This window comes from Ammoniphilus soli, from assembly GCF_040813775.1.
On sequence record NZ_JBEGDL010000007.1, the window covers coordinates 201,662 to 226,881 of the forward strand.

At 45.9% G+C, this 25,220-nt stretch carries 20 protein-coding genes and 1 pseudogene; 20 read left to right on the forward strand and 1 reads right to left on the reverse strand.

Annotation, left to right across the window (positions count from 1 at the left end):
• Positions 1 to 102 precede the first annotated feature (102 nt).
• The 18 genes from pcrB to rlmD all read left to right on the forward strand — a co-directional run bounded on the left by pcrB (position 103) and on the right by rlmD (position 22,844).
• Positions 103 to 798 carry a heptaprenylglyceryl phosphate synthase gene (gene pcrB / locus ABLT31_RS16205; RefSeq protein ID WP_367753398.1) on the forward strand — a complete coding sequence of 232 codons (696 nt, stop codon included), beginning with the start codon at positions 103 to 105 and terminating at the stop codon, positions 796 to 798.
• Positions 799 to 855: 57 nt separating this feature from the next.
• Positions 856 to 3,051: a DNA helicase PcrA gene (pcrA, locus tag ABLT31_RS16210; RefSeq protein WP_367753400.1), complete on the forward strand. Its 2,196-nt coding sequence runs from the start codon at positions 856 to 858 to the stop codon at positions 3,049 to 3,051.
• A 171-nt stretch (positions 3,052 to 3,222) separates the two neighbouring features.
• Complete coding sequence (ligA, locus tag ABLT31_RS16215) at positions 3,223 to 5,223, forward strand: NAD-dependent DNA ligase LigA (RefSeq protein WP_367753402.1); 2,001 nt, start codon at positions 3,223 to 3,225, stop codon at positions 5,221 to 5,223.
• A gap of 113 nt (positions 5,224 to 5,336) precedes the next feature.
• Entirely contained in the window at positions 5,337 to 6,884 is a 1,548-nt protein-coding gene (gene pruA, locus ABLT31_RS16220; RefSeq protein ID WP_367753404.1) for an L-glutamate gamma-semialdehyde dehydrogenase, read from the forward strand.
• 110 nt (positions 6,885 to 6,994) lie between these two features.
• Positions 6,995 to 7,948 (forward strand): MraY family glycosyltransferase, encoded by a 954-nt coding sequence (locus tag ABLT31_RS16225; RefSeq protein WP_367753406.1) that lies wholly within the window; start codon positions 6,995 to 6,997, stop codon positions 7,946 to 7,948.
• 63 nt (positions 7,949 to 8,011) lie between these two features.
• A complete protein-coding gene (locus tag ABLT31_RS16230; protein ID WP_367753408.1) occupies positions 8,012 to 8,326 on the forward strand; it encodes a YbjQ family protein in 315 nt (104 codons plus the stop codon).
• A gap of 93 nt (positions 8,327 to 8,419) precedes the next feature.
• On the forward strand, positions 8,420 to 8,710 hold the full coding sequence (gatC, locus tag ABLT31_RS16235; RefSeq protein ID WP_367753410.1) for an Asp-tRNA(Asn)/Glu-tRNA(Gln) amidotransferase subunit GatC: 291 nt from the start codon (positions 8,420 to 8,422) through the stop codon (positions 8,708 to 8,710).
• An 18-nt stretch (positions 8,711 to 8,728) separates the two neighbouring features.
• Complete coding sequence (gatA, locus tag ABLT31_RS16240) at positions 8,729 to 10,189, forward strand: Asp-tRNA(Asn)/Glu-tRNA(Gln) amidotransferase subunit GatA (RefSeq protein ID WP_367753412.1); 1,461 nt, start codon at positions 8,729 to 8,731, stop codon at positions 10,187 to 10,189.
• A gap of 17 nt (positions 10,190 to 10,206) precedes the next feature.
• Positions 10,207 to 11,637: an Asp-tRNA(Asn)/Glu-tRNA(Gln) amidotransferase subunit GatB gene (gene gatB / locus ABLT31_RS16245; protein WP_367753415.1), complete on the forward strand. Its 1,431-nt coding sequence runs from the start codon at positions 10,207 to 10,209 to the stop codon at positions 11,635 to 11,637.
• 408 nt (positions 11,638 to 12,045) lie between these two features.
• Positions 12,046 to 12,753: a 5-oxoprolinase subunit PxpB gene (gene pxpB / locus ABLT31_RS16250; protein ID WP_367753417.1), complete on the forward strand. Its 708-nt coding sequence runs from the start codon at positions 12,046 to 12,048 to the stop codon at positions 12,751 to 12,753.
• The gene (locus tag ABLT31_RS16255; protein WP_367753419.1) at positions 12,750 to 13,751 is read left to right on the forward strand and encodes a 5-oxoprolinase subunit C family protein; all 1,002 of its coding nucleotides are present in this window, start codon (positions 12,750 to 12,752) and stop codon (positions 13,749 to 13,751) included. The genes pxpB and ABLT31_RS16255 overlap by 4 nt, the downstream gene beginning before the upstream one ends.
• A gap of 14 nt (positions 13,752 to 13,765) precedes the next feature.
• Complete coding sequence (locus ABLT31_RS16260; RefSeq protein WP_367753421.1) at positions 13,766 to 14,533, forward strand: LamB/YcsF family protein; 768 nt, start codon at positions 13,766 to 13,768, stop codon at positions 14,531 to 14,533.
• Positions 14,534 to 14,562: 29 nt separating this feature from the next.
• Positions 14,563 to 15,789: an NRAMP family divalent metal transporter gene (locus tag ABLT31_RS16265; protein ID WP_367753423.1), complete on the forward strand. Its 1,227-nt coding sequence runs from the start codon at positions 14,563 to 14,565 to the stop codon at positions 15,787 to 15,789.
• Between the two features lie 61 nt (positions 15,790 to 15,850).
• Entirely contained in the window at positions 15,851 to 16,645 is a 795-nt protein-coding gene (locus ABLT31_RS16270; protein WP_367753425.1) for a putative hydro-lyase, read from the forward strand.
• A gap of 1 nt (position 16,646) precedes the next feature.
• Positions 16,647 to 17,921: a purine/pyrimidine permease gene (locus tag ABLT31_RS16275; RefSeq protein ID WP_367753427.1), complete on the forward strand. Its 1,275-nt coding sequence runs from the start codon at positions 16,647 to 16,649 to the stop codon at positions 17,919 to 17,921.
• A 239-nt stretch (positions 17,922 to 18,160) separates the two neighbouring features.
• Complete coding sequence (gene pflB, locus ABLT31_RS16280; protein ID WP_367753429.1) at positions 18,161 to 20,428, forward strand: formate C-acetyltransferase; 2,268 nt, start codon at positions 18,161 to 18,163, stop codon at positions 20,426 to 20,428.
• A 140-nt stretch (positions 20,429 to 20,568) separates the two neighbouring features.
• A complete protein-coding gene (locus ABLT31_RS16285) occupies positions 20,569 to 21,459 on the forward strand; it encodes a diacylglycerol kinase (protein ID WP_367753431.1) in 891 nt (296 codons plus the stop codon).
• 8 nt (positions 21,460 to 21,467) lie between these two features.
• Positions 21,468 to 22,844 carry a 23S rRNA (uracil(1939)-C(5))-methyltransferase RlmD gene (rlmD, locus tag ABLT31_RS16290; protein ID WP_367753433.1) on the forward strand — a complete coding sequence of 459 codons (1,377 nt, stop codon included), beginning with the start codon at positions 21,468 to 21,470 and terminating at the stop codon, positions 22,842 to 22,844.
• A gap of 52 nt (positions 22,845 to 22,896) precedes the next feature.
• On the opposite strand, the pseudogene ABLT31_RS16295 reads toward rlmD, so the two are convergent.
• Positions 22,897 to 23,410 (reverse strand): annotated as a pseudogene (locus ABLT31_RS16295) (site-specific integrase); the annotation flags it as partial.
• 294 nt (positions 23,411 to 23,704) lie between these two features.
• Here ABLT31_RS16295 and ABLT31_RS16300 point away from each other — a divergent pair.
• Positions 23,705 to 24,244, forward strand: coding sequence for a CBO0543 family protein (locus ABLT31_RS16300; RefSeq protein ID WP_367753435.1), 540 nt, complete (start codon positions 23,705 to 23,707; stop codon positions 24,242 to 24,244).
• Between the two features lie 329 nt (positions 24,245 to 24,573).
• Entirely contained in the window at positions 24,574 to 24,762 is a 189-nt protein-coding gene (locus ABLT31_RS16305) for a hypothetical protein (protein ID WP_367753437.1), read from the forward strand.
• Positions 24,763 to 25,220: the final 458 nt, after the last annotated feature.

Sequence of the window (25,220 nt, forward strand, 5' to 3'; positions counted from 1 at the left end):
GCGATATCGAGATGAGGGCGTTCCTTACGGAAGGTCCTTTTCCTTTTGTTCGGGCCTCAATAATTCGGTATAATAGACCAGTAAATGAGGAGGATGACCGTCATGATAAATGTGAATGAGTGGCGACATGTGTTCAAGCTAGACCCGGATAAGGAAATTTCCGATGAGGATCTAGAGAAAGTATGCGAATCCGGTACAGATGCCGTCATTGTTGGGGGAACTCGCGGGGTTTCCTTTGATAATACGATCGATTTATTAGCAAGGGTCAGACGCTTTCTTATTCCGTGCATTTTGGAGGTTTCCAATGTACAAGCGGTTGTTCCCGGCTTTGATTATTATTTCGTCCCCTTGGTGCTTAATGCGGAAAAGACCGAATGGATCTTCGGGCAGCATGTAGAAGGCCTTATGGAGTATGGATCGTTGGTCAAATGGTCAGAGGTTGCTGTCGAAGGGTATATCATCTTAAATCCGGAGGCAGAAGCAGCCAAGCTTACAGGCTCAAAGACCAATCTAAGCTTGGATGAAATAAAAGCCTATGCCCGTCTGGCCGATCAAATGCTCAAATTGCCAGTGGTTTATTTAGAATACAGCGGGGCTTATGGCGATCCAGAGACTGTAAAAGAGGTAAAATCCGTTATCCGAGACGCCAGCCTTTTTTATGGCGGAGGAATACGATCAGTAGATCAGGCGCGGGAAATGGCCAATTGGGCAGATACCGTTGTGGTCGGAAACATCATCTATGAAGACCTAAAGCAAGCGTTAAAAACTGTTGAGGCAGTCAATGATGTGATAAAATAGAAACGGACGTTCTTATGTTAGAGAGTAATTGCCTAACAGGTAGGAAGGGTTGAACTTATGAATATATTTGCGGGAGAGCAAGATGTTTTAAAGGGCTTGAATCCTGAACAGCGAAAAGCGGTGGAAACAACGGAAGGACCATTATTAATCGTTGCCGGCGCCGGCAGCGGTAAAACGAGAGTGTTGACCCAGCGAATCGGTTACTTGCTGAGAAACAAGCGGGTGGCGCCATGGAGCATCCTGGCGATCACATTTACCAACAAGGCCGCCCGCGAAATGAGAGCAAGAATCTCCGCCCTTGCCGGGCCTGCAGCGGAAGACATATGGATTGCTACCTTCCACTCGATGTGCGTCCGAATTCTCCGCAGAGATATTGATCGACTAGGGTATAATCGCAATTTCTCGATCCTAGACACTTCCGATCAATTATCCGTCATTAAACAATGCCAAAAAGACCTGAATATAGATCCCAAAAAGTATGATCCTAGAGCCGTACTCTCAGGAATCAGCTCAGCCAAGAACGAGCTGAAGGATCCTAAGCGATACGGAAATCTAATCGGTGACCCTTTCCAAGAGGTTGTCCATCGAGTATATGAGTTATATCAGAAGAAACTAAAGAGCAATAGTGCCCTTGATTTTGATGATTTGATCATGATTACCATTCAACTCTTTAAAGAGATTCCCGAAGTGCTTTCGTTTTACCAGAAGAAGTTCCAGTATATTCACGTCGATGAATACCAAGATACAAACAGAGCCCAATACATGCTGATCCGCATGCTGGCGGATGAGCACCAGAATATTTGTGTAGTTGGGGACGGGGATCAATCCATTTACGGTTGGCGCGGTGCTGACATCACCAATATCCTTAACTTTGAACAAGACTACCCGAATGCTAACGTAGTGAAGCTAGAGCAAAACTATCGGTCTACGAAGAGAATTCTTCAGGCGGCTAATAGTGTGATTAAAAATAATATGGGCAGGAAGGCTAAAAATCTTTGGACGGAAAATAATGAAGGCCAAAAGATTCAAATCTTTAATGCGGATGTCGAGCATTCAGAGGCTTTCTTTATTGTGGACCGAATTAAAAAGGGTCTCTCGGAAGGAAAGCATTATCGGGATTTTGCCGTTCTTTACCGAACAAATGCTCAATCCCGTGTGGTCGAGGAAGTTTTCGTCAAATCCAATATTCCTTATGGTATCGTTGGCGGAACGAAGTTCTACGACCGTAAAGAGGTAAAAGATGTCTTGGCCTATTTGCGTCTAATCAGTAATCCCGACGATGATATTAGCTTACAGCGGATTATCAATGTTCCTAAGCGCGGAATTGGACAGGCATCGATTGATAAGATTGCCGCTTATGCCGGACAGCAGGGCATCTCCATGTATCGGGCCATCATGGAAAGCGATCAAATGGGATTATCCGGAAAGGCAGCGAAAACGATCGTTGAATTTGCCCGCATGATTCAGGATTTAGAGCAAATGAACGAATTCCTTAGTGTAACGGAGCTCACGGAAGAGGTTCTTAAGCGAACAGAATACAGAGAAATGTACAAAACGGAAGGGACTTTGGAAGCGAAAGCCCGGTTGGAAAACATCGATGAGTTCTTGTCCGTTACGCTTGATTTTGAGAATAAAAACGAGGATAAGAGCTTAACCTCTTTCTTGACCGAGCTTGCTCTTGTAGCTGATATCGACAGTGTGGATGAAGAAGATAATGATGATAAGGTTATTTTGATGACTTTGCACAGCGCAAAGGGATTAGAGTTTCCTGTCGTTTTCTTGGTTGGTATGGAAGAAGGGGTTTTCCCGCATTCGCGTGCACTGTTTGAGGATTCGGAAATGGAAGAGGAACGAAGGCTTGCGTATGTAGGCATAACTCGGGCCGAGGAGGAGCTTTACCTTACTCGCGCAAAGATGAGAACCTTATACGGAAGGACGACGATGAATCCTCCTTCTCGCTTCCTAAGTGAGATCCCAGAGGAATTATTGGAAGGGGAAGAACCCAAACCAGCTGTGGCTCCCGCTCGTACGTTCCAAAGACCGACGGTTGCTTCTTCAGCCTCAACTTCGCAAGGAGCAGACGTTCATGCGGATTGGAAACTGGGTGACAAGGTGGAGCATGGAAAATGGGGACAAGGGACAGTAGTCAGCATGAAAGGACAAGGCGATGGCTTGGAGCTGGACATTGCGTTTTCAGCGCCGACAGGGATTAAGAAGCTTTTGGCTAAATTTGCACCGATAAAAAGGTTATAGAGGCTAGGTTAGGGTTGGATAACGGGAGAAAATCCGCTTATTTCACTCTTTTTCTATTAAAACAGCTGATAGGCGGAAAAACTCCTGTTATTTGCCCATCCCCAAGCCCTACCCTGAGAAAACGCCGTTGTATAATAGACCGTTTTTGATTACCATCTAAAGGAGAATTGTATGGATTTGGTGGCTGCGCAAAAAAGAATCGAAGAATTGCGGGAAGCAATCAATAAGCATAATTATTTGTATTACGTTAAAGATAATCCGCAAATTACGGATCAGGAATATGATCAGTTAATGAAGGAGCTATTGGCGCTGGAGGAGTCTTTCCCGGATTTGAAGAGTCCGGATTCACCCAGCCAGAGGGTAGGCAGCGAGCCTCTGCCTTTCTTTGAGAAGGTGGAGCATCGGGTTCCTATGCTAAGTTTAGGCAATAGCTTTGGAGCGGATGATCTGCGGGATTTTGACCGGCGTGTTCGGCAAAATGCAACCTCAGAGGAAGTTCGATATGTTTGCGAATTGAAAATTGACGGTTTAGCCGTGTCGCTGCGCTATGAAGATGGTTTGTTTGTGCAAGGGGCAACGCGCGGAGACGGGGCGATCGGGGAAGATATTACGCAAAATCTGAAAACCATTCGTTCGATGCCGCTTCGCCTGTCCGAGCCAAGAACGATTGAGGTCCGGGGAGAAGCTTTTATGCCTCGGAGAGCTTTTGAAAAGCTAAACAAGGGACGGGAGGAAAAAGGGGAGCAGCTTTTTGCCAATCCGCGCAATGTGGCGGCAGGCTCGCTGCGCCAATTAGATCCTAAGCTGGCTGCGGAACGGGAATTGGATTTGTTTATCTATGGTATCGGCTTGCTTGAAGGCGATCAGGTAGATTCGCATAGTGAAGGCCTTCAGTATTTAGAGGCCTTGGGGTTTAAGGTCAACCAGGAGCGACGCGTTTTTTCTTCGATTGAAGAAGTGATCCAATTTGTCGAGGGTTGGACAGAGAAGCGAAGCCAGCTTCCTTATGACATTGATGGTATGGTAATCAAGGTAGACAGCTATGCGCAGCAGCGTGAACTTGGCTTTACCGCCAAGAGTCCTCGCTGGGCGACTGCTTATAAGTTTCCTGCTGAGGAAGTTGTTACCGTTTTGGAAGATATTGAAGTCAGTGTGGGTCGGACTGGGGCCGTTACCCCGACGGCCATTCTAAAGCCAGTCAGCCTTGCCGGAACGACGGTCAAACGGGCTTCTTTACATAACGAGGATATCATCCGCGAAAAAGGCCTGATGATCGGCGATCATGTCATTGTCAAAAAAGCTGGAGACATTATTCCTGAAGTCGTTGGCGTGCTGGCCGATAGAAGAACCGGCGAAGAACGTCCTTATCAGATGCCTACTCATTGCCCTGAGTGCGAGAGTGAGCTGGTTCGCTTAGAGGAGGAAGTGGCTCTTCGCTGCGTAAATCCTTCTTGTCCAGCCCATATCAGGGAAGGCTTAATTCACTTTGTTTCCCGCAATGCCATGAACATTGACGGGTTGGGGGAAAAAGTCATCACTCAGCTTTTTAACCATCAGCTGATTCGAGATGTGGCCGATCTTTATTTTCTAAAGAGAGAGGAGCTTCTCTCCCTGGAACGTATGGGGGAAAAATCCGTCGATAATCTCCTGGCCGGGATCGAGGCAAGCAAACAAAATTCCCTTGAAAAGCTAGTGTTTGGACTGGGAATCCGACTAGTCGGGGCAAAGGCTGCCAAAACGCTCAGCCAAACGTTCCTTACGCTAGATCGTATCATGGAAGTATCGGAAGACGAGCTGATTGCTGTAGACGAAATTGGCCCGAAGATGGCTCACAGTATAGCTGCTTATTTTGCCATCCCACAGGTTAGGGAAACCATTGAAAGATTGAGGCAGGCGGGTGTTAATTTTGAATACAAAGGCCCTCGATTAGAGGAAATCAGCGGGGATTCGCCGTTTGCCGGAAAGACGGTTGTATTGACTGGGACTTTGGAGCAAATGAGCAGGAAAGAAGCGCAAGCAGCGGTTGAAGAACGCGGCGGGAAAGTTTCGGGAAGCGTAAGTGCAAAAACCGATCTCGTGGTGGCGGGAGAAGCTGCCGGCTCGAAGCTGAAAAAAGCTCAGGAATTAAATATTACTGTATTGACAGAAGAGGAATTTATTAAGATGTTATAAGTCGAGAGGGCTTTCCTTGGTACTAGGTACTGGGGCAAGTCCTTTTTTTGCTGTTTACACATTTTTTCCGTCCTTGGGCAATCTAAGAGTAAATGATTATAGGAGGAAAAAGCGTGTTAATTGACTATCGCCCTGAACCCTTTACTGACTTTAAGGATGAAAAGAACCGGAAAGATTTTGAACAAGCCTTGCAAAAGGTAGAGAGTTCGCTTGGATTGGATTATGACTTGATCATCGGTGGAGAACGAATCAAGACGGAAGGGAAAATTACATCGATCAACCCCGCTCAAAAGGATCAAGTAATCGGAATTATTTCTAAAGCAGATCGTACATTAGCGGAAAAAGCGATGAAGGCAGCGGCTCAAACGTTTGAAACGTGGAAAGCCGTACCTCCTGATCACCGCGCAAGATACCTTTTTAAGGCGGCAGCCATCATGAGAAGGCGAAAGCACGAGTTTTCCGCATGGCTGGTGAAGGAAGCAGGTAAAACATGGCCGGAAGCCGATGCGGATACGGCTGAGGCAATCGACTTTATGGAGTATTATGGCCGGCAAATGATAAAGCTTGGGGAACGCCATCCCCTGACTCGTTTGCCAGGTGAAGATAATGAGCTGTATTACATTCCTTTGGGAGTGGGCGTGGTAATCCCGCCTTGGAATTTCCCCTTGGCGATCATGGTAGGAATGACGACAGCCGCCCTTGTGGCAGGAAATACGGTCGTTCTGAAGCCAGCCAGCACCACCCCTGTCATTGCCGCTAAGTTTATGGAAATATTGGAGGATGCTGGTGTTCCTGCCGGAGTCGTAAACTATGTGCCTGGAAGTGGAGCTGAGGTCGGGGACTATTTAGTCGACCACCCGCTGACTCGCTTTATTAGCTTTACCGGCTCACGCGAAGTAGGGCTTCGCATTAATGAGAGGGCGGCTAAGTTCCAGCCAGGGCAAAAGTGGATTAAGCGATTAGTTGCTGAAATGGGCGGGAAAGATTCGATTGTTGTGGATAAAGATGCTGATCTTGAATTAGCCGCACACGGGATCACCGTTTCCGCATTTGGATTTGCCGGTCAGAAGTGTTCCGCCTGCTCTCGGGCGATTATTCACGAAGATGTCTACGACCAGGTACTGGCTAGGGTTGTTGAGTTAACGAAAGGGCTGACGATGGGGGACCCTCGAGAGCCTTCCTACTTCTTGGGGCCTGTTGTGGATGAAGGCGCGTATAACAAAATTCTCGAATACATTGAGATCGGAAAAAAAGAAGGACGTCTCATGGCTGGAGGGGAAAAAGGAGATGAAGCCGGTTATTTTATTAAGCCGACGATCTTTGCCGATGTCCATCCTGAGGCGCGTGTCATGCAGGAAGAAATTTTTGGCCCAGTAGTAGCCTTTACTAAGGCGAAGGATTTCGATCATGCCCTACAGATCGCCAATAATACGGAGTATGGGTTAACAGGCTCAGTCTATACGAGAAGTCGTGCCCATATCGAAAAAGCCAGGACTGAGTTCCATGTTGGGAATTTATACTTTAATCGAAAGTGTACAGGAGCGATCGTAGGGGTTCATCCGTTCGGAGGATTCAACATGTCGGGAACGGACTCCAAAGCAGGGGGACCGGATTATCTGCTGCTCTTTACACAAGCCAAGCTAACTTCAGAGCTTTTATAGCCTAGATCTGAAAGAATCGCTCCTTCTCCAAAAAGAGATGGGGCGATTCTTTTTTTGTTTTTTGGTCAAACTAACCGCAACAGCAAAAACAAACATAAGGACGGTCATTTATGGTTTTTTATCTTGTTGTTTGCTTGTTTACATTTTTTATTGTGTACCTTCTGATACCCATTACGAAACGAGTCGCTCTTCAGCTTGGGGTCGTGGATCAGCCCAATGCGCGCAAGATTCATCGTGCGCCGATCCCGCTGTCCGGAGGTTTGGCGATTTATATCGGTTCCATTTTGACGCTTTTTCTATTTTTTGAGACGACTTCGCTTCATTTTGTTTTGGCATGGGGCGGATTCCTTCTTCTTTCCTTAGGCTTGATCGATGATTGGCACAAGTCGAAGGGAAGAGATTTCCCGGCATGGCCGAAATTGATTGGACAAGTAGGGAGCGCTGTCTTTGCTTATATGCTGGGGATTCGATTTTTCGGGTTAGGAGAGTTTTGGACAGGCGGGGGCTTGTATGTTTTCCCTGCTTGGCTGTCTTTGCTGGCCACGGTTTTCTGGATTGTCGGATTTATTAATATGATCAATTTCTTAGATGGAATGGATGGATTAGCCGGGGGAATTACGGCGATTTCTTCAATCACGCTATTTACCATTTCTATGCTTCGCTATCAGCAGGATGTGGCCTTGCTTGCTGTCATTCTGATTGGAGCAAGCTTGGCCTTCTTAAAGCATAATTTTCATCCAGCATCGGTTTTTCTTGGCGATGCGGGTTCCATGTTCCTTGGTTATGCGATAGGGATCACCTCCTTGCATGGCGCAATGAAAAGTGCCACTTTAGCGACGGTTACTGTGATCATTTTGGCTTTAGGGGTTCCGGTTTTTGATACTACTCAAGTGATTTTGACCCGCTTGAAAGCAGGGACCCCCATCTACAAGGCTGACCGCAGGCATGTCCACCATCGGCTGCTGAACAATGGCTTGACTCAGAAGCAAGCCGTCATTGTGATTTATGCCATGGGGATTGGTTTTTCGATTCTCTCTCTTCTTTTATTTTTATACATAGGCTAACCGGTGGAACTTTCCAGCGTATCATCCGTAAAAAGGATATACGAATCGGGGGAGGAAAAAAGAATGTTAATGACGACAACGAGTACATTGCAAAATAAGGAAATCGTTGAATATCTATCGGTTGTTTCCAGCGAAGTGATCTTAGGAGCAAACGTTGTGCGCGACTTTCTTGCAGGGATTACAGACATCATTGGGGGCCGCAGCGGGACGTATGAAACCAAGCTTTCCGAAGGAAGAGAGATGGCGCTGAAAGAGCTGGAGGCCAGAGCAAGAAAGATGGGCGCCAATGCGGTTGTAGGCATCGACTTGGATTTTGAGACCCTCCGCGATGGCATGATGATGGTCATTGCTACGGGAACGGCTGTGATTGTGAAGTAAAGAGACGGGATAGGCACCGTAAACGCAATTGCGGTGCCTTTTTATATTTGGTATCATCTAAGTTATGGTTAGATTTTCATGGAGGTGGAACGGATGAGTGAAATATCTCGTGAGCAAATCGAGCATGCGGCCAATTTGGCTCGGTTGAACTTGACGGAAGAAGAAGCAGTAAAATATACATCGCAGATGAATTCCATCCTGAATTTTTTCGAGAAGCTCGATGAACTCGATACGGACGATGTCCAACCGACAAGTCATGTTACAGAAGTATATAATGTAATGCGTGAAGATGAGCAACGCCCGTCTATCGAGCGGGAGGATGCTCTAAGAAATGCTCCAGATCATGAAGAGGGTCAATTTAAGGTCCCTGCAGTCATTGAATAGCTAGGGGGTGGGTGAGTCATGTCTATTTTTGATAAAAAAATTATGGAAGTACATAATGCGTTAAGCCAAAAGGAATTAACCGTTTCGGAGCTTGTGGAGGCTTCTTTCAAGCGGATCCAGCAAACCGAAGGCAAAGTCAGTGCGTTTCTTACCTTAAATGAGGAGGGGGCACGGACAAAAGCGAAGCAATTGGACGAGCAGTTGCAGGGGAACGAGGAAATGGGGCTGCTTTTTGGTTTGCCTGCGGCCATTAAGGATAATATCGTGACCGAACGGGTGAAAACCACAGCCGGCAGTCAGCTGTTAGCGAATTATGATCCCATCTATAATGCCTCTGTTATGGATCGCATCGGCGCGGCTGAAGCCGTCATGATCGGTAAAACGAACATGGATGAATTCGGAATGGGAAGCTCCACGGAAAACTCAGGGTTTCAAAAGACCTATAATCCTTGGAATGTAGACTATGTTCCGGGCGGTTCCAGCGGTGGATCTGCCGCAGCTATTGCAGCCGGACAAGCTTATTTTGCCTTAGGTACCGATACAGGGGGCTCGATTCGCCAACCCGCTGCTTTTTGCGGAGTCGTAGGCTTAAAGCCGACCTATGGGCTTGTCTCTCGTTTCGGCCTGGTATCCTATGCGTCTTCTTTAGATACGATAGGACCTATTACCAAGAATGTAGAAGATGCGGCTTATGTTCTTTCCGCGATTGCTGCGCATGATCCTTATGATTCCACATCGGCAGAAGTGGAGATCCCTGACTATGTCTCAGCGCTAGCAGGAGATGTTAAGGGATTAAAGATAGGCGTCCCGAAAGAATTGCTGGGTGAAGGAATCGATGCTGACGTTAAAGCGAAAGTGCTTGAGGCGCTAAAAGTGTTAGAAGGATTAGGGGCCATTGTGGAAGAGGTGTCATTGCCTCATACAGAGTATGCCGTCCCGACCTATTATATCTTGGCTCCATCTGAGGCTTCCTCTAACCTTGCTCGCTATGATGGCGTTCGCTATGGGGTGCGAAGCGATAATGCCGCGAACTTGATAGAAATGTATAAAGAAACCAGAAGCCATGGTTTTGGCACAGAAGTCAAGCGCCGCATCATGCTTGGTACGTATGCTTTAAGCTCTGGCTATTATGATGCTTACTATAAAAAAGCGCAAAAAGCAAGAACGCTGATCAAGCAGGACTTTGACCAGCTATTTGCTAAATATGACGTCATTATCGGACCAACCGCTCCAACGACGGCATTTAAAATTGGAGAAAAGACAACGGATCCGTTAACGATGTACTTGAACGACATTTGTACGATACCCGTCAGCTTGGCCGGGATACCAGCGGTCAGCGTTCCATGCGGGTTTGCAGGAAATGGCATGCCGGTAGGGCTGCAAATCATGGGTAAGCATTTTGACGAATCAACCATCCTTCGTGTGGCTCATGCTTTCGAGCAAAACACAGAACACCATAAGGCGCGGCCAACGCTATAAAGGGGGGAAACGGGAACATGAAATACGAAACCGTCATCGGATTGGAAGTTCATGCGGAGCTTTCTACCGAATCGAAGATTTTTTGCGGCTGCTCCACCGAGTTCGGTGCACCGCCGAATACACATACCTGCCCGATTTGTTTGGGACATCCGGGAGTCCTTCCTGTTCTGAACAAAAAGGCTTTGGAATATGCCATTAAGGCTTCTTTGGCATTAAATTGCAAGATTAATCAAGAGTCGAAGTTTGACCGCAAAAACTATTTCTATCCGGATTCTCCTAAGGCTTATCAGATTTCTCAATATGATCAGCCTGTCGGGGAAAACGGCTGGATCGACATTGAGGTCAATGGGGAAACGAAACGGATCGGCATTACTCGCCTGCACTTAGAAGAAGATGCAGGAAAGCTGGTTCACTCGGATTATGGCGATGCTTCTTTAGTGGATTTTAACCGCGTCGGCGTTCCGCTAGTAGAAATTGTATCTGAGCCGGACATCCGCACCCCAGAAGAAGCGCGTGCTTATCTTGAAAAACTGAAGTCTATCTTGCAATACTGCGAAGTTTCCGATGTGAAAATGGAACAGGGCTCATTGCGCTGCGATGCGAATATCAGCTTGCGCCCTTACGGCCAAAAGGAGTTCGGTACGAAAGCTGAATTAAAAAATATGAATTCCTTCCGCAATGTGCAGCGCGGGCTGGAGTATGAGCAGCAGCGTCAAGCTGAGATCTTAGATCAAGGCGGTACTGTGGTGCAGGAAACGCTGCGTTGGGATGATGCAAACGGACGAACCATCTCCATGCGCGGAAAAGAGGAAGCCCACGATTACCGGTACTTCCCGGACCCTGATCTGGTCAAGATGAATATCAGTTCAGAATGGATCGAAGAAATCAAAGCGACAATTCCGGAATTGCCGGATGCAAGACTTGCTCGGTATGTTCAAGAATATGGGCTGCCAGCGAGTGATGCCGGCGTATTAACCGCATCTAAAGAAATCTCGGATTTCTTCCAGTCTGCGGTCAATACCGGTGCGGATGCCAAGTTGGTATCCAATTACGTTATGGGTGACCTGATGGGCTATTTGAATGCCTCTCAGCTGGAATTGAAGGATGTTAAGCTGACAGCTGAAGGCCTTGGTGAAATGGTCAACTTGATCCAGAAGGGCACGATCAGCTCGAAGATTGCGAAAACCGTCTTTAAGGAAATGATTGAGACTGGCAAAGAGCCTTCCAAGATCGTGGAAGAGCAAGGTCTCGTCCAAATCAGTGACGAAGGCGCGATTGCTGGCATTATTGCAGAAGTGATAGCCAATAACCCTCAATCTGTCGAAGACTTTAGAGCAGGGAAAACGCAAGCCATCGGATTCCTCGTTGGACAAGTCATGAAAGCGACGAAAGGGAAAGCGAATCCTGGAATGGTTAACAAAATGCTTCAGGAAGAATTAAATAAGTAATCAGAATAGAGGCTGTCCCTTAAGGTCGGTAAAAACCGACTTTTGGGGCAGCCTCTTTTCTGTGCGGAAAAAATTATCACAAAAAAAAGTGTTGAGTTCATCTTTTCTGACAATTATAATGTAAAAATAAGTACCGCTAATCGGTTTATATATTCCGAAATTCGGAATATAAGACAGATATGGATTAAAATCAAAATAAAACCTTGTGAAATTGATGCAAATCCTAAACCTATTTATTAGAGCGAGTGGAGCTGGTTTCTTATGCGGATAATACGATTACGGACAAGCAGGAGCTTCGAAGAGTGCTCTAGGACTATAGGGAAAAAGGCTATTCGCTAAGCCTCTCCGAGCTAGCGAGATCTCAGCTTCACTAGGCTGGAAACAAGGAAACTGAAAGGAGCGAGCAAATTGAGTTACAGGTTATATCCTCTCGGGGAAGCAGCTATCGTTGTGCAGCTGGGGGATTCCATCCAGCTTGAGACCCACAATCGAGTGAGAGCTCTCGCCAGGTTTTTAGACCAACACCCGGTTGCTGGATTCATAGAATGCGTTCCTGCCTTTACCACTGTGACGGTGTTTTATGATCCTCTCTTTTTCGCAGGCCAAGAACAGGATTCCCCCTACCTAAGGGTCTCTAAAATAGTAGAAGGTATTATGACAAAAGTTCAATCCGGTGTAGAGGAGGACATCCGTGTCATGGAGATTCCTGTATGCTACGGGGGACAGCTAGGTCCGGATCTGGAATTTGTGGCTGAGCATAATGGATTAACCCCTAAAGAAGTGGTTGATATCCACACAGCTGGTGACTATCTCGTCTATATGATTGGATTCGCTCCGGGTTTTCCTTATATGGGAGGGATGTCGGAGAGGATTGCTGCACCAAGAAGACCGTCTCCGCGGCTGGCCATCCCTGCAGGGTCGGTCGGGATTGCAGGGAAGCAAACGGGAGTATACCCCATTGAAACGCCTGGGGGATGGCAGCTCATTGGGCAGACGCCGCTTTCTCTCTTCCGGCCGAATGATTCCTCGCCTAGTTTGCTTCAAGCAGGGGACAAGGTTCGGTTTGTCTCCATTACGGAAGAAGAATACCACGCGATGAAGGAGGAGCAAGCATGAGCATGATTGTGACTCGTCCAGGTCTTCTCAGCACTATCCAGGATCTTGGGAGATATGGCTATCAGAAGCATGGGGTGATTGTGAGCGGTGTCATGGATCCTTTCGCTCATCGCCTTGCCAATATTCTCGTAGGGAATGAGGAAAAGGAAGCAACGATGGAGATCACGATGATCGGCCCTGTAATCGAGTTTGAAAGGAATGCATTGATTTCTCTCACTGGAGGAGATCTTACTCCAACCATGGATGGAGTCCCTGTTCCGATGCATAGGCCTGTATGGGTGAAAAAAGGAAGTCAGTTGCGTTTTGGAAGTTGTGCAGCGGGATGCCGGACCTATTTGGCAGCAGCAGGAGGTTTTGAGATTCAGCCTGTAATGGACAGTAAATCTACCTATCTGCGAGGAGGTATAGGAGGGTATCAGGGGCGTGCGCTTCAAGCAGGTGATGTACTAAGCTTTGGCCATTACTCTGAACGTTCGAAGCAGCTTATGAAAGTGCTTTCTGTGCGATGTGGAGAAAAACCGTTTGAGCCCTCTGCATGGACAATTTCTACAGAGCTTCTTCCCTCCTACCGTTCTAATCAAACTATCCGGGTCATTCGCGGGCATGAATACGAGTGGTTTAATGAGGAAGACCGTCATTCGTTTTTTAAGGAATCCTTTATGGTAACGCCGCAATCGGATCGCATGGGATATCGGTTAAAAGGACCTGAGCTTTCTTTAGCCGAACCTAGGGAACTCATCTCAGAAGCTGTTGCATTCGGCACCATTCAAGTGCCGCAGGGAGGCCAGCCTATTGTCTTGTTGGCCGATCGGCAAACGACAGGAGGGTATCCTAGAATAGCCCAAATCATTGCGGCAGACCTTCCGCTTGTGGCTCAACTCAAACCTGGAGATCGCATGTCCTTCACGGAATTCTCCCATCGTGAGGCGGAGAAATGGTACTTGCATCGGGAACGGGAAATCAGGCAGCTCAAGTGGGGAATCTCGGTCCAAAACTGAAGGAGGAAGTTCGAATGTTTAAGGTAGATATCAATTGTGACATGGGAGAAAGCTTTGGAACCTATACGCTAGGAACGGACGAGGACATTTTGCCTTACGTTACATCGGTCAATATTGCTTGCGGTTTTCATGCGGGGGATCCTTCGGTCATGAGAAAGACGGTTAATCTCGCTCTTCAGCATGGAGTAGGGATCGGTGCTCATCCAGGCCTTCAGGACTTGATCGGATTCGGTCGACGGGACATGAACCTTTCGCCGCAAGAGGCTTACGATCTGGTTGTTTACCAAATAGGTGCACTCTATGGCTTTGTGAAATCGGAAGGCGGGCAGATGCAGCATGTCAAACCACATGGTGCACTCTATAATATGGCAGCAAAAAGTGCCGAACTTTCTGAGGCGATAGCAGAAGCCGTCTATAAAGTAGATAACCAATTGATCTTGTTTGGATTAGCCGGCAGCGAGTTGGTCAAGGCAGGCAAGAAGCTCGGCCTTCAAACGGCGGAGGAAGTGTTTGCAGACCGGACGTATCAAAGCGATGGCTCTCTTACGTCTCGCCGTTTGCCAGACGCCCTGATTACGGATGATCGTCAAGCGGTAGCTCAAGTCGTTCGAATGGTGAAAGAGAAGAAAGTGCAATCCCTGCAAGGAATGGATGTTCCCATTCAGGCGGATACAGTCTGCATCCATGGGGACGGGGCGCATGCTTTAGACTTTGCCCGTCTGATTCGTCAGCAATTACAAGCGTCGGAGATTACCGTACAGGCAGTTAGAGGAATTCTATAATATATCAAAGATATTAAGGGGGAAAGTACATGAATGCTAAGAAAAAACAAGTGGAAGCCCTTCCGCTTGCTCAGAAGTCCAATTGGAGCATATTGTTAGGTGCAGCGTTCCTGATGGCCACCTCTGCGATCGGTCCGGGTTTCCTTACGCAAACAACCGTGTTTACCCAGAAGCTGGCAGCTAGTTTTGGTTTCGTGATCCTGGTATCTATTATTATGGATATTGGGGCTCAGATGAATATCTGGCGTATCCTTGTTGTGTCCGAAAGGCGGGCTCAAGATGTGGCCAATATGGTCTTGCCCGGGCTTGGTTATGTATTGGCCTTTCTCATCGTCATAGGAGGCCTGGCCTTTAATATAGGAAACATCGCTGGTGCAGGGCTTGGCGCCAATGTTCTTTTCGGAATAACACCAGAGATGGGGGCTCTGTTCAGCGCAGTTATTGCCGTCACGATATTTGTCGTGAAAGAAGCGGGGAAGCTGATGGACCGCTTCGCTCAAATCTTGGGTTTTGTAATGATCGGCCTGACGCTTTATGTCTTGTTTACGGCTAGCCCGCCAGTGGGGGAGGCCGTGGTCAAGACGTTTGTACCGGATACGATTGATATCCTGGCGATCGTGACATTAGTAGGGGGAACCGTAGGAGGCTACATCACGTTTGCAGGGGGACACCGCTTACTGGATGCAGGTATAAAAGGGGTACAAGCACTGCCGGATGTCACGAAGAGCTCGGTATCTGCAATTGGTGTAGCATCTATTATGAGGATATTCCTGTTTTTAGCCGCGCTTGGGGTGGTTGCCCAAGGACTCCAGATAGACCCTGCCAATCCGCCTGCGTCCGTTTTTCAATTGGCAGCAGGAGATATCGGCTATAAGATGTTCGGTATCATCATGTGGGCAGCGGCCATCACCTCTGTAGTCGGAGCCGCCTATACATCTGTTTCCTTTATCCGCACGTTAAGTCCGGTTATAGCGAAATATGATAAATGGATAATTATCGGCTTTATCGTCGTTTCCACGCTTGTTTTTGTTTCAATCGGAAGACCTGTCAAGATTCTTGTCCTTGTGGGAGCCCTAAATGGTTTAATTCTTCCTCTTTCGCTTGGGGTGATGCTTATTGCAGCTTATAAAAAGACCATTGTCGGGGATTATAAGCATCCGATATGGATGGCGGCTTTCGGGGCAGTTGTAGTTGTTGCGATGGGACTTATGGGCGGATATACATTATTTACTCAACTCCCAACACTGTTTAAGTAAGTTAAATAGGCTTCAGGATCTATAGACCTTCGGTTGTTTTCAAAAAAAGGGGGAAAGCGTAATGAATCAAGAAATATCACAGTTTACGCCTCATGAAGCCCGCCGGATGATTCGGGAGGGACACTGGACCAAGCCAACGGCTGGGATGGCCAATGGCTATGCCCAAGCAAATCTGGCCATCTTGCCGAAAGAATTTGCCTTTGAGTTTTTATTATTTTGCCAACGGAATCCCAAGCCCTGCCCGGTATTGGATGTGACAGAGGCTGGGTCGCCGATACCTCGCCTAGTTGCGCCAAGTGCGGATATACGGACGGATCTTCCGCGTTATCGGCTTTATAAAAAGGGCGAGCTAGTAGAAGAGATAACGGATATCCGGGGGCTGTGGACGGAAGATATGGTCGCATTTTTATTAGGCTGCAGTTTTTCTTTTGAAAAGGCTTTACTTGATAACGCCATTCCCGTTCGCCACATTGAGGAGCAATGCAATGTTCCGATGTTCAAAACCAATATTCCCTGTGTGAAGGCTGGGCGCTTTGAGGGGCCCATGGTGGTTAGCATGAGGCCCATGCCCGCGAAGGATGTGGTGCGAGCAGTGCAAGTGACTTCCCGCTTCCCTGCCGTGCACGGGGCTCCAGTTCATATTGGAGACCCTGGGGTGCTAGGAATCAAAGATCTCAATCATCCGGATTTCGGAGACCGCGTGACAATCAAACCGGGAGAGGTTCCTGTTTTCTGGGCATGCGGGGTAACTCCACAAGCGGTAGCGATGCAGGTCAAGCCAGAATGGATGATTACCCATGCGCCCGGACATATGTTTATTACCGATAAGCGGGATGAGGAATTTGGAGTGATTTAAAATGAAAAATTCGCTGGCCGCCATCCAATGGTGCCTGATGATGCTGGCTGGATGCTTGGTGGCTCCACTTACAATTGGCGAGGCGTTTCAGCTGCCTCAGCCTGAAATCATCCAATTTGTCCAAAGAACCTTGTTTGTAATGGGGATTGTAGCTATTCTGCAATCCCTTTTTGGACATAGGTTAACGATTATTGAAGCCCCTGCGGGTGTGTGGTGGGGAATTTTTCTCATTTTTGCCAGCTCTGCATCGAGTCAACAAGAGGGCAGCTATCTCCTTCAAACGTTACAAATGGGATTGCTGATTAGTGGGGTTCTTTTCCTATTGCTAAGTATCACGGGCCTGATCAAGTATTTCCGAACCCTTTTTACGCCGTTAGTCATTGGGACGTACTTTGTTTTGCTGGTAGCACAGATGAGTGGTCCATTTATTAAGGGGATTTTAGGGATTGGCTATTTGTCCCCCATGTTGCAGGGAAAAACGGCGATAGCTGGAGTGCTTACAACCGTGTTTGCCGTCATCATGGCAAGAAGCAGAGTGCATTGGCTAAGGATTTATTCGGTTTTGTGGGCGATTATTGGAGGCTGGGGACTTTTTGCGCTGCTTGGTTTAAATAAACCCATGGCTGCAGTACAGGGTGAGGGCTTTACTTGGCCGCAAGTTTTCCCTTGGGGATTTCCTCAGTTTGACTCAGGCATTTTATTGATTACCGTGATAACGACGCTTCTCTTGTTGACAAATCTGCTAGCAAGCATTGAAGCGGTAGAAAAGGTAGTAGAACGTCCTCCGCAAGCGGTTCAACGTCGTTCAGGATTTATGCTGGGGGTGAGCCAACTCCTGTCCAGCTTGTTTTCTACCATTAGTTTTATCCCCGTATCCTATACGGCCGGGTTTATCTTAACCACAAAGATTAAAGAAAGAATGCCTTTTGTTTGGGGAAGCTGCTTGATTCTGCTGATTAGCTTCTTTCCCTCGATATCCATGTTTTTCTCTATGATTCCAACGCCTGTCGGCTATGCGGCCGTATTTATTTCCTTTGCTCAGATGATGGGTTTAGGATTAAAGGAATATACTCATTTTCCCCTTGATGAACGCCAAATGGTGACTATAGGCATCTCTCTGATGATAGGCATTGGCTGCATGGCGATTCCTCCTTCCTCTTTAGCAGAGGTACCGCCTGTCCTGATGACCTTCTTGACCAACGGAATTGCAATGGGGGTTATGGCCTGTATTTTTCTAGAGCAGGGCATGAAATGGTTGAATAGACAGGTAAAGTGAACATTTTATGAAACCGATGATTTATGAAGGTTTGATGAAACCATGTGATTTGAGCATTTGAGAGCTTGTGAGAGTAAAAACGAGAATGAGAGAGTATTTTCTTTCCCTACTACCTATAAACCAACATTGTTCCCGTTTCCTTAAAAACATATGATAAAAGTATCAATCAAAGCTTCAACTATGATCTGATAACCAGATGATATAGATTATACTTTTACCCCTGAGAAGGAGGGCGGAACATGTTGGATGTAAAAGAACTCAAACAAAAAGAAGGACGATTTGCTGCCTGGAAGGATTTTCATTCTGGAGTGTGGATGAAAGAGGTGAATGTGCGAGATTTTATTCAATCCAACTGGACTCCTTATGAAGGGGATGAAAAGTTTCTAGCAGGTCCGACGGAGAGTACAAAGCGTCTTTATCACATCACAGAAGAGCTTTATAAATTGGAACGCGAAAAGGGTGGAGTACTCGATATTGACACGAAAACTCCTTCGACGATTATTTCTCATGCTCCAGGCTATTTAGAGAAAAACATTGAAAAGATTGTGGGTTTACAGACGGATGCCCCTCGCCGCAGAGCGATTATGCCATTTGGCGGGATTCGAATGGTGGAGGATGCGTGCAAGGCGTACGGATATGAGCTAGACCCCGTTGTCCTCGATATTTTTACTAAGTATCGCAAAACGCATAATCAAGGGGTGTTTGATGCATATACCCCTGATATGAAGCTGGCTAGAAAAGCGGGGATTATTACCGGGCTTCCGGATGCGTATGGACGGGGACGAATTATTGGCGATTACCGCCGAGTATCCTTATATGGTGTAGATTATCTCATTGAAGACAAGCAACGCGAGATGTCTCTCACAGACCATAGTGTGATGAACGAAGCGACTATTCGCGAAAGAGAAGAGCTGGCTGAGCAGATTCGATCGCTTCAGGAATTAAAAGAAATGGCCTTGTCTTATGGCTATGACATTTCTCTTCCCGCAACGAATGCTCAAGAAGCTGTTCAGTGGCTATACTTTGCTTACTTAGCTGCCATTAAAGAGCAAAATGGCGCAGCGATGAGTATCGGCCGGATTAGTACCTTTTTGGATATCTACTTGGAGAAAGATCTGCAGACTGGGGCCATGACCGAAGAGGAAGCCCAAGAATTAATGGACCACTTTGTCTTAAAGCTTCGTCTCGTTAATTTCTTGCGCACTCCAGACTATAATGAGCTTTTCAGCGGGGATCCAACCTGGGTAACGGAGTCGATCGGAGGGATGTCCATTGATGGCAGGCCGTTGGTTACAAAGAATTCCTTCCGCGTTCTTCACACGCTTTATAACCTAGGTCCTTCTCCAGAGCCGAATTTGACGGTGTTATGGTCAACGGAACTGCCGAAGAAATTTAAGGATTATTGTGCGAAAGTATCGATTGATACGAGTTCTATTCAATATGAAAATGATGATTTAATGCGTCCTGTTTTTGGTGATGATTACGGCATTGCCTGCTGCGTATCAGCGATGAGAATAGGCAAGCAAATGCAATTTTTTGGGGCTCGCGCAAACTTGGCTAAGGCACTCCTTTATGCGATCAATGGCGGTATGGATGAAGAGCTGCAGATCCAAGTTGGACCCAAAACCGAGAAATGGCAGGCAGAATATCTTGAGTATGAAGAAGTCATGGATCGCTTTGATAAGATGATGGATTGGTTGGCCGGTTTGTATGTGAATACGCTAAACGTGATCCACTATATGCATGATAAGTATGCCTATGAGCGTTTAGAAATGGCGCTGCATGACCGCCACATTTTACGCACGATGGCTTGCGGAATCGCGGGATTATCCGTTGTGGCGGATTCTTTAAGTGCCATCAAATACGCGAGAGTTAAGCCCGTTCTAAATGATAAAGGAATTGCTGTGCGATTCGAGATCGAAGGAGATTACCCGCAGTACGGAAACAATGATCCTTTAGTGGATGAAATCGCAGTTGATCTAGTACGAAAGTTTATGGATAAGCTTCGCAAGCAACCGACCTATCGTGAAGCTGTGCCTACTCAATCTGTACTGACCATTACGTCTAATGTGGTTTATGGCAAAAAGACCGGCAATACCCCTGATGGCCGCAAAGAAGGCGAGCCGTTTGCACCTGGTGCGAATCCAATGCACGGGCGTGATCAGAAAGGCGCATTAGCTTCCTTTAATTCCTTGGCAAAATTGCCTTACGGAGATAGTCTGGATGGCATTTCTTATACCTTCTCTATCGTTCCTAAGGCGCTGGGTAAAGAGGATAGCGAGCGCGTTCGCAACCTTTCCTCGATTCTGGATGGATATGCAGTCCAGGGAGGACATCATGTCAACGTCAACGTCTTTAACCGGGAACAGCTGATGGATGCGATGGAGCATCCGGAAAAATATCCGCAATTGACGATACGCGTCTCCGGTTATGCCGTGAAATTCATCAAGCTAACACGCGAGCAGCAATGGGATGTCATTAAGCGGACCTTCCACGAAAGAATATAGCAAGTCAAAAAGAAGGCTGTCTTACCGAAGGGTGAGGCGGCCTTTCTGTTTTCTTCCTGGAGAAAGCGAGGAAAACTTTTTTATCCGCTTCAAATGAGATATGATGGATAATGATGGATAAACTAAAGGTGATGATAAGAATGAAGCGTGCACGGTTAATTTACAATCCTTCATCTGGAAGGGAAGAGTTTAAGGACAAATTGCCGGAGATCCTCGATTTTTTGGAGCAGGCTGGATATGAAACCTCATGTCATGCTACGAAAAAGGCGGGGGATGCGACACAAGCTGCAGCGCAAGCCATCGAAAGAAAATTTGATCTCATCATTGCGGCAGGCGGAGATGGAACGCTCTATGAAGTGGTCAATGGGATGGCCGAAGTGGAAGGCAGGCCTCCTCTGGGAATTATCCCGGCAGGGACGACAAATGACTTTGCACGGGCGATCGGCTTGCCCATGAAAAATATCAAGGGTGCCTGCGAGATGATTGTGAAGGGAACGCCGACCCCGATAGATATTGGAAAAATCAATAATAGATATTTCATCAATATTGCGGGTGGAGGGGCTTTAACCGATTTGACATATGAGGTACCGAGCAGGCTGAAGACCATCATGGGTCAGCTTGCTTATTATGTGAAGGGGATTGAAAAGCTTCCCTTCATCCGTCCTAGCCATGTTCGCATCGAAACGGATACGAAGATTATCGATGAAGAGATTATGTTATTTTTGATTGCAAACAGCAACTCCGTAGGGGGAATGGAAAGACTCGCCCCGTATGCCAGTTTAACCGATGGGAAGTTTGATTGTCTGATCTTGAAGAAAACAACGTTTCCGGAATTTCTACGCATTGCTACCCATGTGCTCAAGGGAGAGCATATTAAAGATCCAGACGTTGTTTATTTTCAAACCAGTCACTTGAAAGCAACCTCCCAATCCAAGGTCCTCTTGAATCTGGATGGGGAGCTGGGCGGCGAACTTCCCATGACATTTACGGCTTTGCCCAAGCATATCAGCGTGATCATGCCAGAGAAATAGGTGGAATTATGAGTAAACAAGCAACGATACCCGTAACAAAGAATGAAGAAATTGAATTGGAGATTACCGGCCTGACTCATGAAGGAGATGGCGTGGGGAAGGTGGAAGGTTTTACGCTGTTCATTCCTCATGCCCTCCCTGGTGAGAAAGTCATGGCTAAGGTCCTTAAGGTTAAAAAGAATTTTGGCTACGGCAAGTTACTTCGCGTAATCGAGCCAAGCGCACACCGCCAAGAGCCGCCCTGTCCAGTGTATCAGCAGTGCGGCGGCTGTTCTCTTCAGCATCTAAGCTATGAGGGGCAATTAAATCAGAAAACCGCGATCGTCCAAGATAATTTAAAGAGGCTAGGGAAGATTGAACATGCTAAAGTTCATCCGACAATCGGGATGAAGGAGCCTTGGCGCTATCGAAATAAAGCTCAGGTTCCCATTGGCGAAGAAGAGGGGGGTTTGATCGGAGGCTTTTATGCTCAGCGATCCCATCGCATCATCAATATGGACGCCTGTCTCATCCAGCATGAGAAAAATGATGAGGTCGTGGACCAGGTGAAAAGGGTGGCTGCTTCGTTGGGGATTCGCGCCTATAACGAAGAAACAGGAGAAGGGCTGCTCCGCCATGTGGTGGTGAAGGTTGGTTTTAAGACCGGTGAGATCATGCTGGTTTTAGTGATGAATGGAAGTAAGTTTCCAAATCAGGAAGAGTTAGTTAATCAACTAACGAAAAAAATCGATGACCTGAAGAGCATCGTCTTGAACATTAACAGCAAGCAAACCAATGTGATCTTTGGTGAGGAAACGAAAGTATTGTGGGGAGAGCCCTACATTTATGATTATATTGGAGATATTAAGTTTGCCATTTCTGCCCGTTCCTTCTATCAAGTCAATCCGGTTCAGACGGAGATCTTGTATGGAAAAGCATTGGAGTATACCAACCTGACCGGGAATGAAATTGTGATTGACGCTTATTGCGGGATTGGAACGATTTCTTTATTTCTGGCCCAGAAGGCCAAGAAGGTTTACGGCGTGGAGATCGTTCCCGAAGCGATTGCTGATGCGAAGCGAAATGCGCGCCTGAATGCCATGGAAAATGTGGAATTTGCTGTAGGTGAAGCTGAAAAGATTATTCCCTGGTGGTATGCCCAAGGAATACAAGCGGACGTCGTCGTTGTGGATCCCCCGCGTAAGGGATGTGATGAGACGCTGTTGGATACGCTGATTCAAATGAAGCCGAAGCGAATCGTTTATGTTTCATGTAATCCCAGCACATTGGCACGCGATTTGCGCATTTTAGAGGATGGAGGTTACCGGACGCAGGAAGTACAGCCGGTAGATATGTTCCCGCAAACGTTTCATGTAGAGAGTGTCGCGTGGTTAGCCTTGAAATAATAGGGTTTGAAGTAAGTTGATTAGGTAGTTGACCACATTTTGACCACATTCATCACTCGCTTTTTCTAAGAGCATTAGCAAAGATTTTAGCGCTCTCCTCTTGCATATCTGGAGTTACGTGGCTATATGTGTCTAATGTGGTCTTAATGGAGGAATGTCCTAAACGTTCTGAAACGATCTTTGGGTTTACTCCGAGTTTTAATAAAATAGTTGCATGGGTATGCCGAAGGTCATGGAATCTGACCTTTGGTACATCCGCTTTTTTAATTATTCGACCAAAAACATCAGTCATTGATCGGGGGTGGATTGGTTTTCCATCCTCATAACAGAAAACAAGATCATGAATCTTTGTATGCTTTCCCCAACATAAGCTTCATCTGATTTTGTTGTGCTTTGTAATGTTTTAACTCCGAACATATTGATTCATCAATTGATATCTGGCGACTTGATCCGCTAGTTTTCAGATCTCCAAAACGATATCCTTCATCGTCATAAATTAAGGACTGAACTAAGCTAAGTTTTCCTGATTTAAGGTCCATATCCTGCCAGCGCAAACCTAATACTTCTTTCACGAACTTTTTTCTTGGCGAAGGTATCTAGAAGGCTATCCAACTAAGGATTTATTCATTTTATTATAAAAGAGAAGTTCTTCAAAGATCCTGACAAACTCAGGGTCTTTTTGTAATGAAAGGAGTGATGTTTCGAAACCTAACCAAATCGAACTTTGTTTAGATGGCGCGCAGCATCCCTGGATAACAACGGTTACTTTGTTTTAAATGAAAATGTTGGTTAGAAGTAATAAAACAAGGGGATAAAGAGTTTTATATGGATATTTTAGTGCACAATGAAAGGGTGGGGTTATGGAAAAAGAAATACAAAAACTTGAAGGAGAAATATCCCAAGTGGTCTACGATCATTGGATTAATCATGAGCTATTTACATGGCAATGGTGGTTAATTCTCGTATTAACTATTGTGCCGTGGTTTATTTGGAGGAGATTCCTTGATAAAAATCGTAAGCTAGAAATATTCGCCTTTGGACTTTTCATTGCTTTAATAGCTTCATTTTTAGATGTACTTGGTTGGAATCGTCATTTATGGAGTTATCCAATTCAGTTACTACCGGTATGTACCCCGTTGTTACCATTCGATTTTACGATATTACCCATTGCTTATATGTTGATTTATCAATATTTCTGTAAATGGAGATCATTCTTTTGGGGGAGTGTAATAGCAGCTTTCTTTTTTGCCTTTATCTCTGAACCTTTCCTTGAGTGGACCAATATTTATGAACCTTATGGCTGGAAGCACATATACTCCTTCCCTATTTATATTGGAATCGGACTATTAGGGAAATGGCTAATTGAAAAAATGAAAAAGCCCAACACTCTCGCATGTTAGGCATGAAAAAATCTACTTGCAACCAATGTTCCTTTCATGCTAAAAGTTAATCACCTTAGCCCTTTAGATTAATTTGGAAGGGGCTTTTTTATGTTTGTTGGATAGTTATTCGGATATATCGGGATTCTATAGTCTCAATAAAGTTACTTTAAGCCTTCTGAAAACATCTCGGAGTTTTCATTGAGTGGACTATTGTTAAATAAAATCTAACCAAAACTAACTTTCTTATGACGTCCTTGTTGGATGTTCTTTTGTTTATGTGTTCCAGTAAATGTGGGTGAGTATTTGATGAGCATCGGGGAGTTTTCCTTGTCGGGGGATTAGAGATTATGGGGAAATTAGAAATAAACCGTATTATTGATTTAATGCGAATGGACTCCAACAATTTTAATGATGTGGTTAGTAAGGAGTTAAGAAATCAGTTAATTGAGGTTTATGGACTGACTTATAAAGAAATTGATATTGTTGAGTTAACATTAAGAAAAGCTTATAGAAATATCTATGAGATGCTGTGTTGAGATAAAGATCATTTCGAGAACAGCTCGCGATGGTCTTTTTACTATTAAACGTAATCTCATCCTTTTTGATTTGATTCTTATTTTTGTATGTAATAATTTCGCTGAGTTTAACAAAGTTTTGGGAATAAGGCTGCCGATTCCGACAGCCTTATTCTATTATGTTTCAACAGTTGTTGTAGAAGCTGGAGCGAAGCTGACGATTTCAACGTCTAGTTAGCTTATCTTAAGAAAAAAATTATATTTTTCTAATCCTGGATTGTTAACAAAACTAACATTAATACAAAGAGAACCGCTATTCCTTTTTAAGGATAGCGGTTCGTATAGATACCCTGCTTTTTTTCGGCCTTGGGGAAAAGGGAATGTTAAGGGCACCAAGGCACGAAAACCCTTGATCTAAATTACTCTCCTGGTCTACTTTTTATAACCGGAATAATTTAATGTAAAATGACCTATTTATT

Bases quoted from the DNA above. Each gene is read 5' to 3' on its own strand.
- gatC (WP_367753410.1), top strand. From the start codon at position 8,420: ATGAGTGAAATATCTCGTGAGCAAATCGAGCATGCGGCCAATTTGGCT.
- ligA (WP_367753402.1), top strand. From the start codon at position 3,223: ATGGATTTGGTGGCTGCGCAAAAAAGAATCGAAGAATTGCGGGAAGCA.
- ABLT31_RS16300 (WP_367753435.1), top strand. From the start codon at position 23,705: ATGGAAAAAGAAATACAAAAACTTGAAGGAGAAATATCCCAAGTGGTC.
- pcrB (WP_367753398.1), top strand. From the start codon at position 103: ATGATAAATGTGAATGAGTGGCGACATGTGTTCAAGCTAGACCCGGAT.
- gatA (WP_367753412.1), top strand. From the start codon at position 8,729: ATGTCTATTTTTGATAAAAAAATTATGGAAGTACATAATGCGTTAAGC.
- ABLT31_RS16255 (WP_367753419.1), top strand. From the start codon at position 12,750: ATGAGCATGATTGTGACTCGTCCAGGTCTTCTCAGCACTATCCAGGAT.
- ABLT31_RS16270 (WP_367753425.1), top strand. From the start codon at position 15,851: ATGAATCAAGAAATATCACAGTTTACGCCTCATGAAGCCCGCCGGATG.
- pcrA (WP_367753400.1), top strand. From the start codon at position 856: ATGAATATATTTGCGGGAGAGCAAGATGTTTTAAAGGGCTTGAATCCT.
- ABLT31_RS16285 (WP_367753431.1), top strand. From the start codon at position 20,569: ATGAAGCGTGCACGGTTAATTTACAATCCTTCATCTGGAAGGGAAGAG.
- ABLT31_RS16225 (WP_367753406.1), top strand. From the start codon at position 6,995: ATGGTTTTTTATCTTGTTGTTTGCTTGTTTACATTTTTTATTGTGTAC.
- pflB (WP_367753429.1), top strand. From the start codon at position 18,161: ATGTTGGATGTAAAAGAACTCAAACAAAAAGAAGGACGATTTGCTGCC.
- rlmD (WP_367753433.1), top strand. From the start codon at position 21,468: ATGAGTAAACAAGCAACGATACCCGTAACAAAGAATGAAGAAATTGAA.
- ABLT31_RS16260 (WP_367753421.1), top strand. From the start codon at position 13,766: ATGTTTAAGGTAGATATCAATTGTGACATGGGAGAAAGCTTTGGAACC.
- ABLT31_RS16265 (WP_367753423.1), top strand. From the start codon at position 14,563: ATGAATGCTAAGAAAAAACAAGTGGAAGCCCTTCCGCTTGCTCAGAAG.
- gatB (WP_367753415.1), top strand. From the start codon at position 10,207: ATGAAATACGAAACCGTCATCGGATTGGAAGTTCATGCGGAGCTTTCT.
- ABLT31_RS16230 (WP_367753408.1), top strand. From the start codon at position 8,012: ATGTTAATGACGACAACGAGTACATTGCAAAATAAGGAAATCGTTGAA.
- ABLT31_RS16305 (WP_367753437.1), top strand. From the start codon at position 24,574: ATGGGGAAATTAGAAATAAACCGTATTATTGATTTAATGCGAATGGAC.
- ABLT31_RS16275 (WP_367753427.1), top strand. From the start codon at position 16,647: ATGAAAAATTCGCTGGCCGCCATCCAATGGTGCCTGATGATGCTGGCT.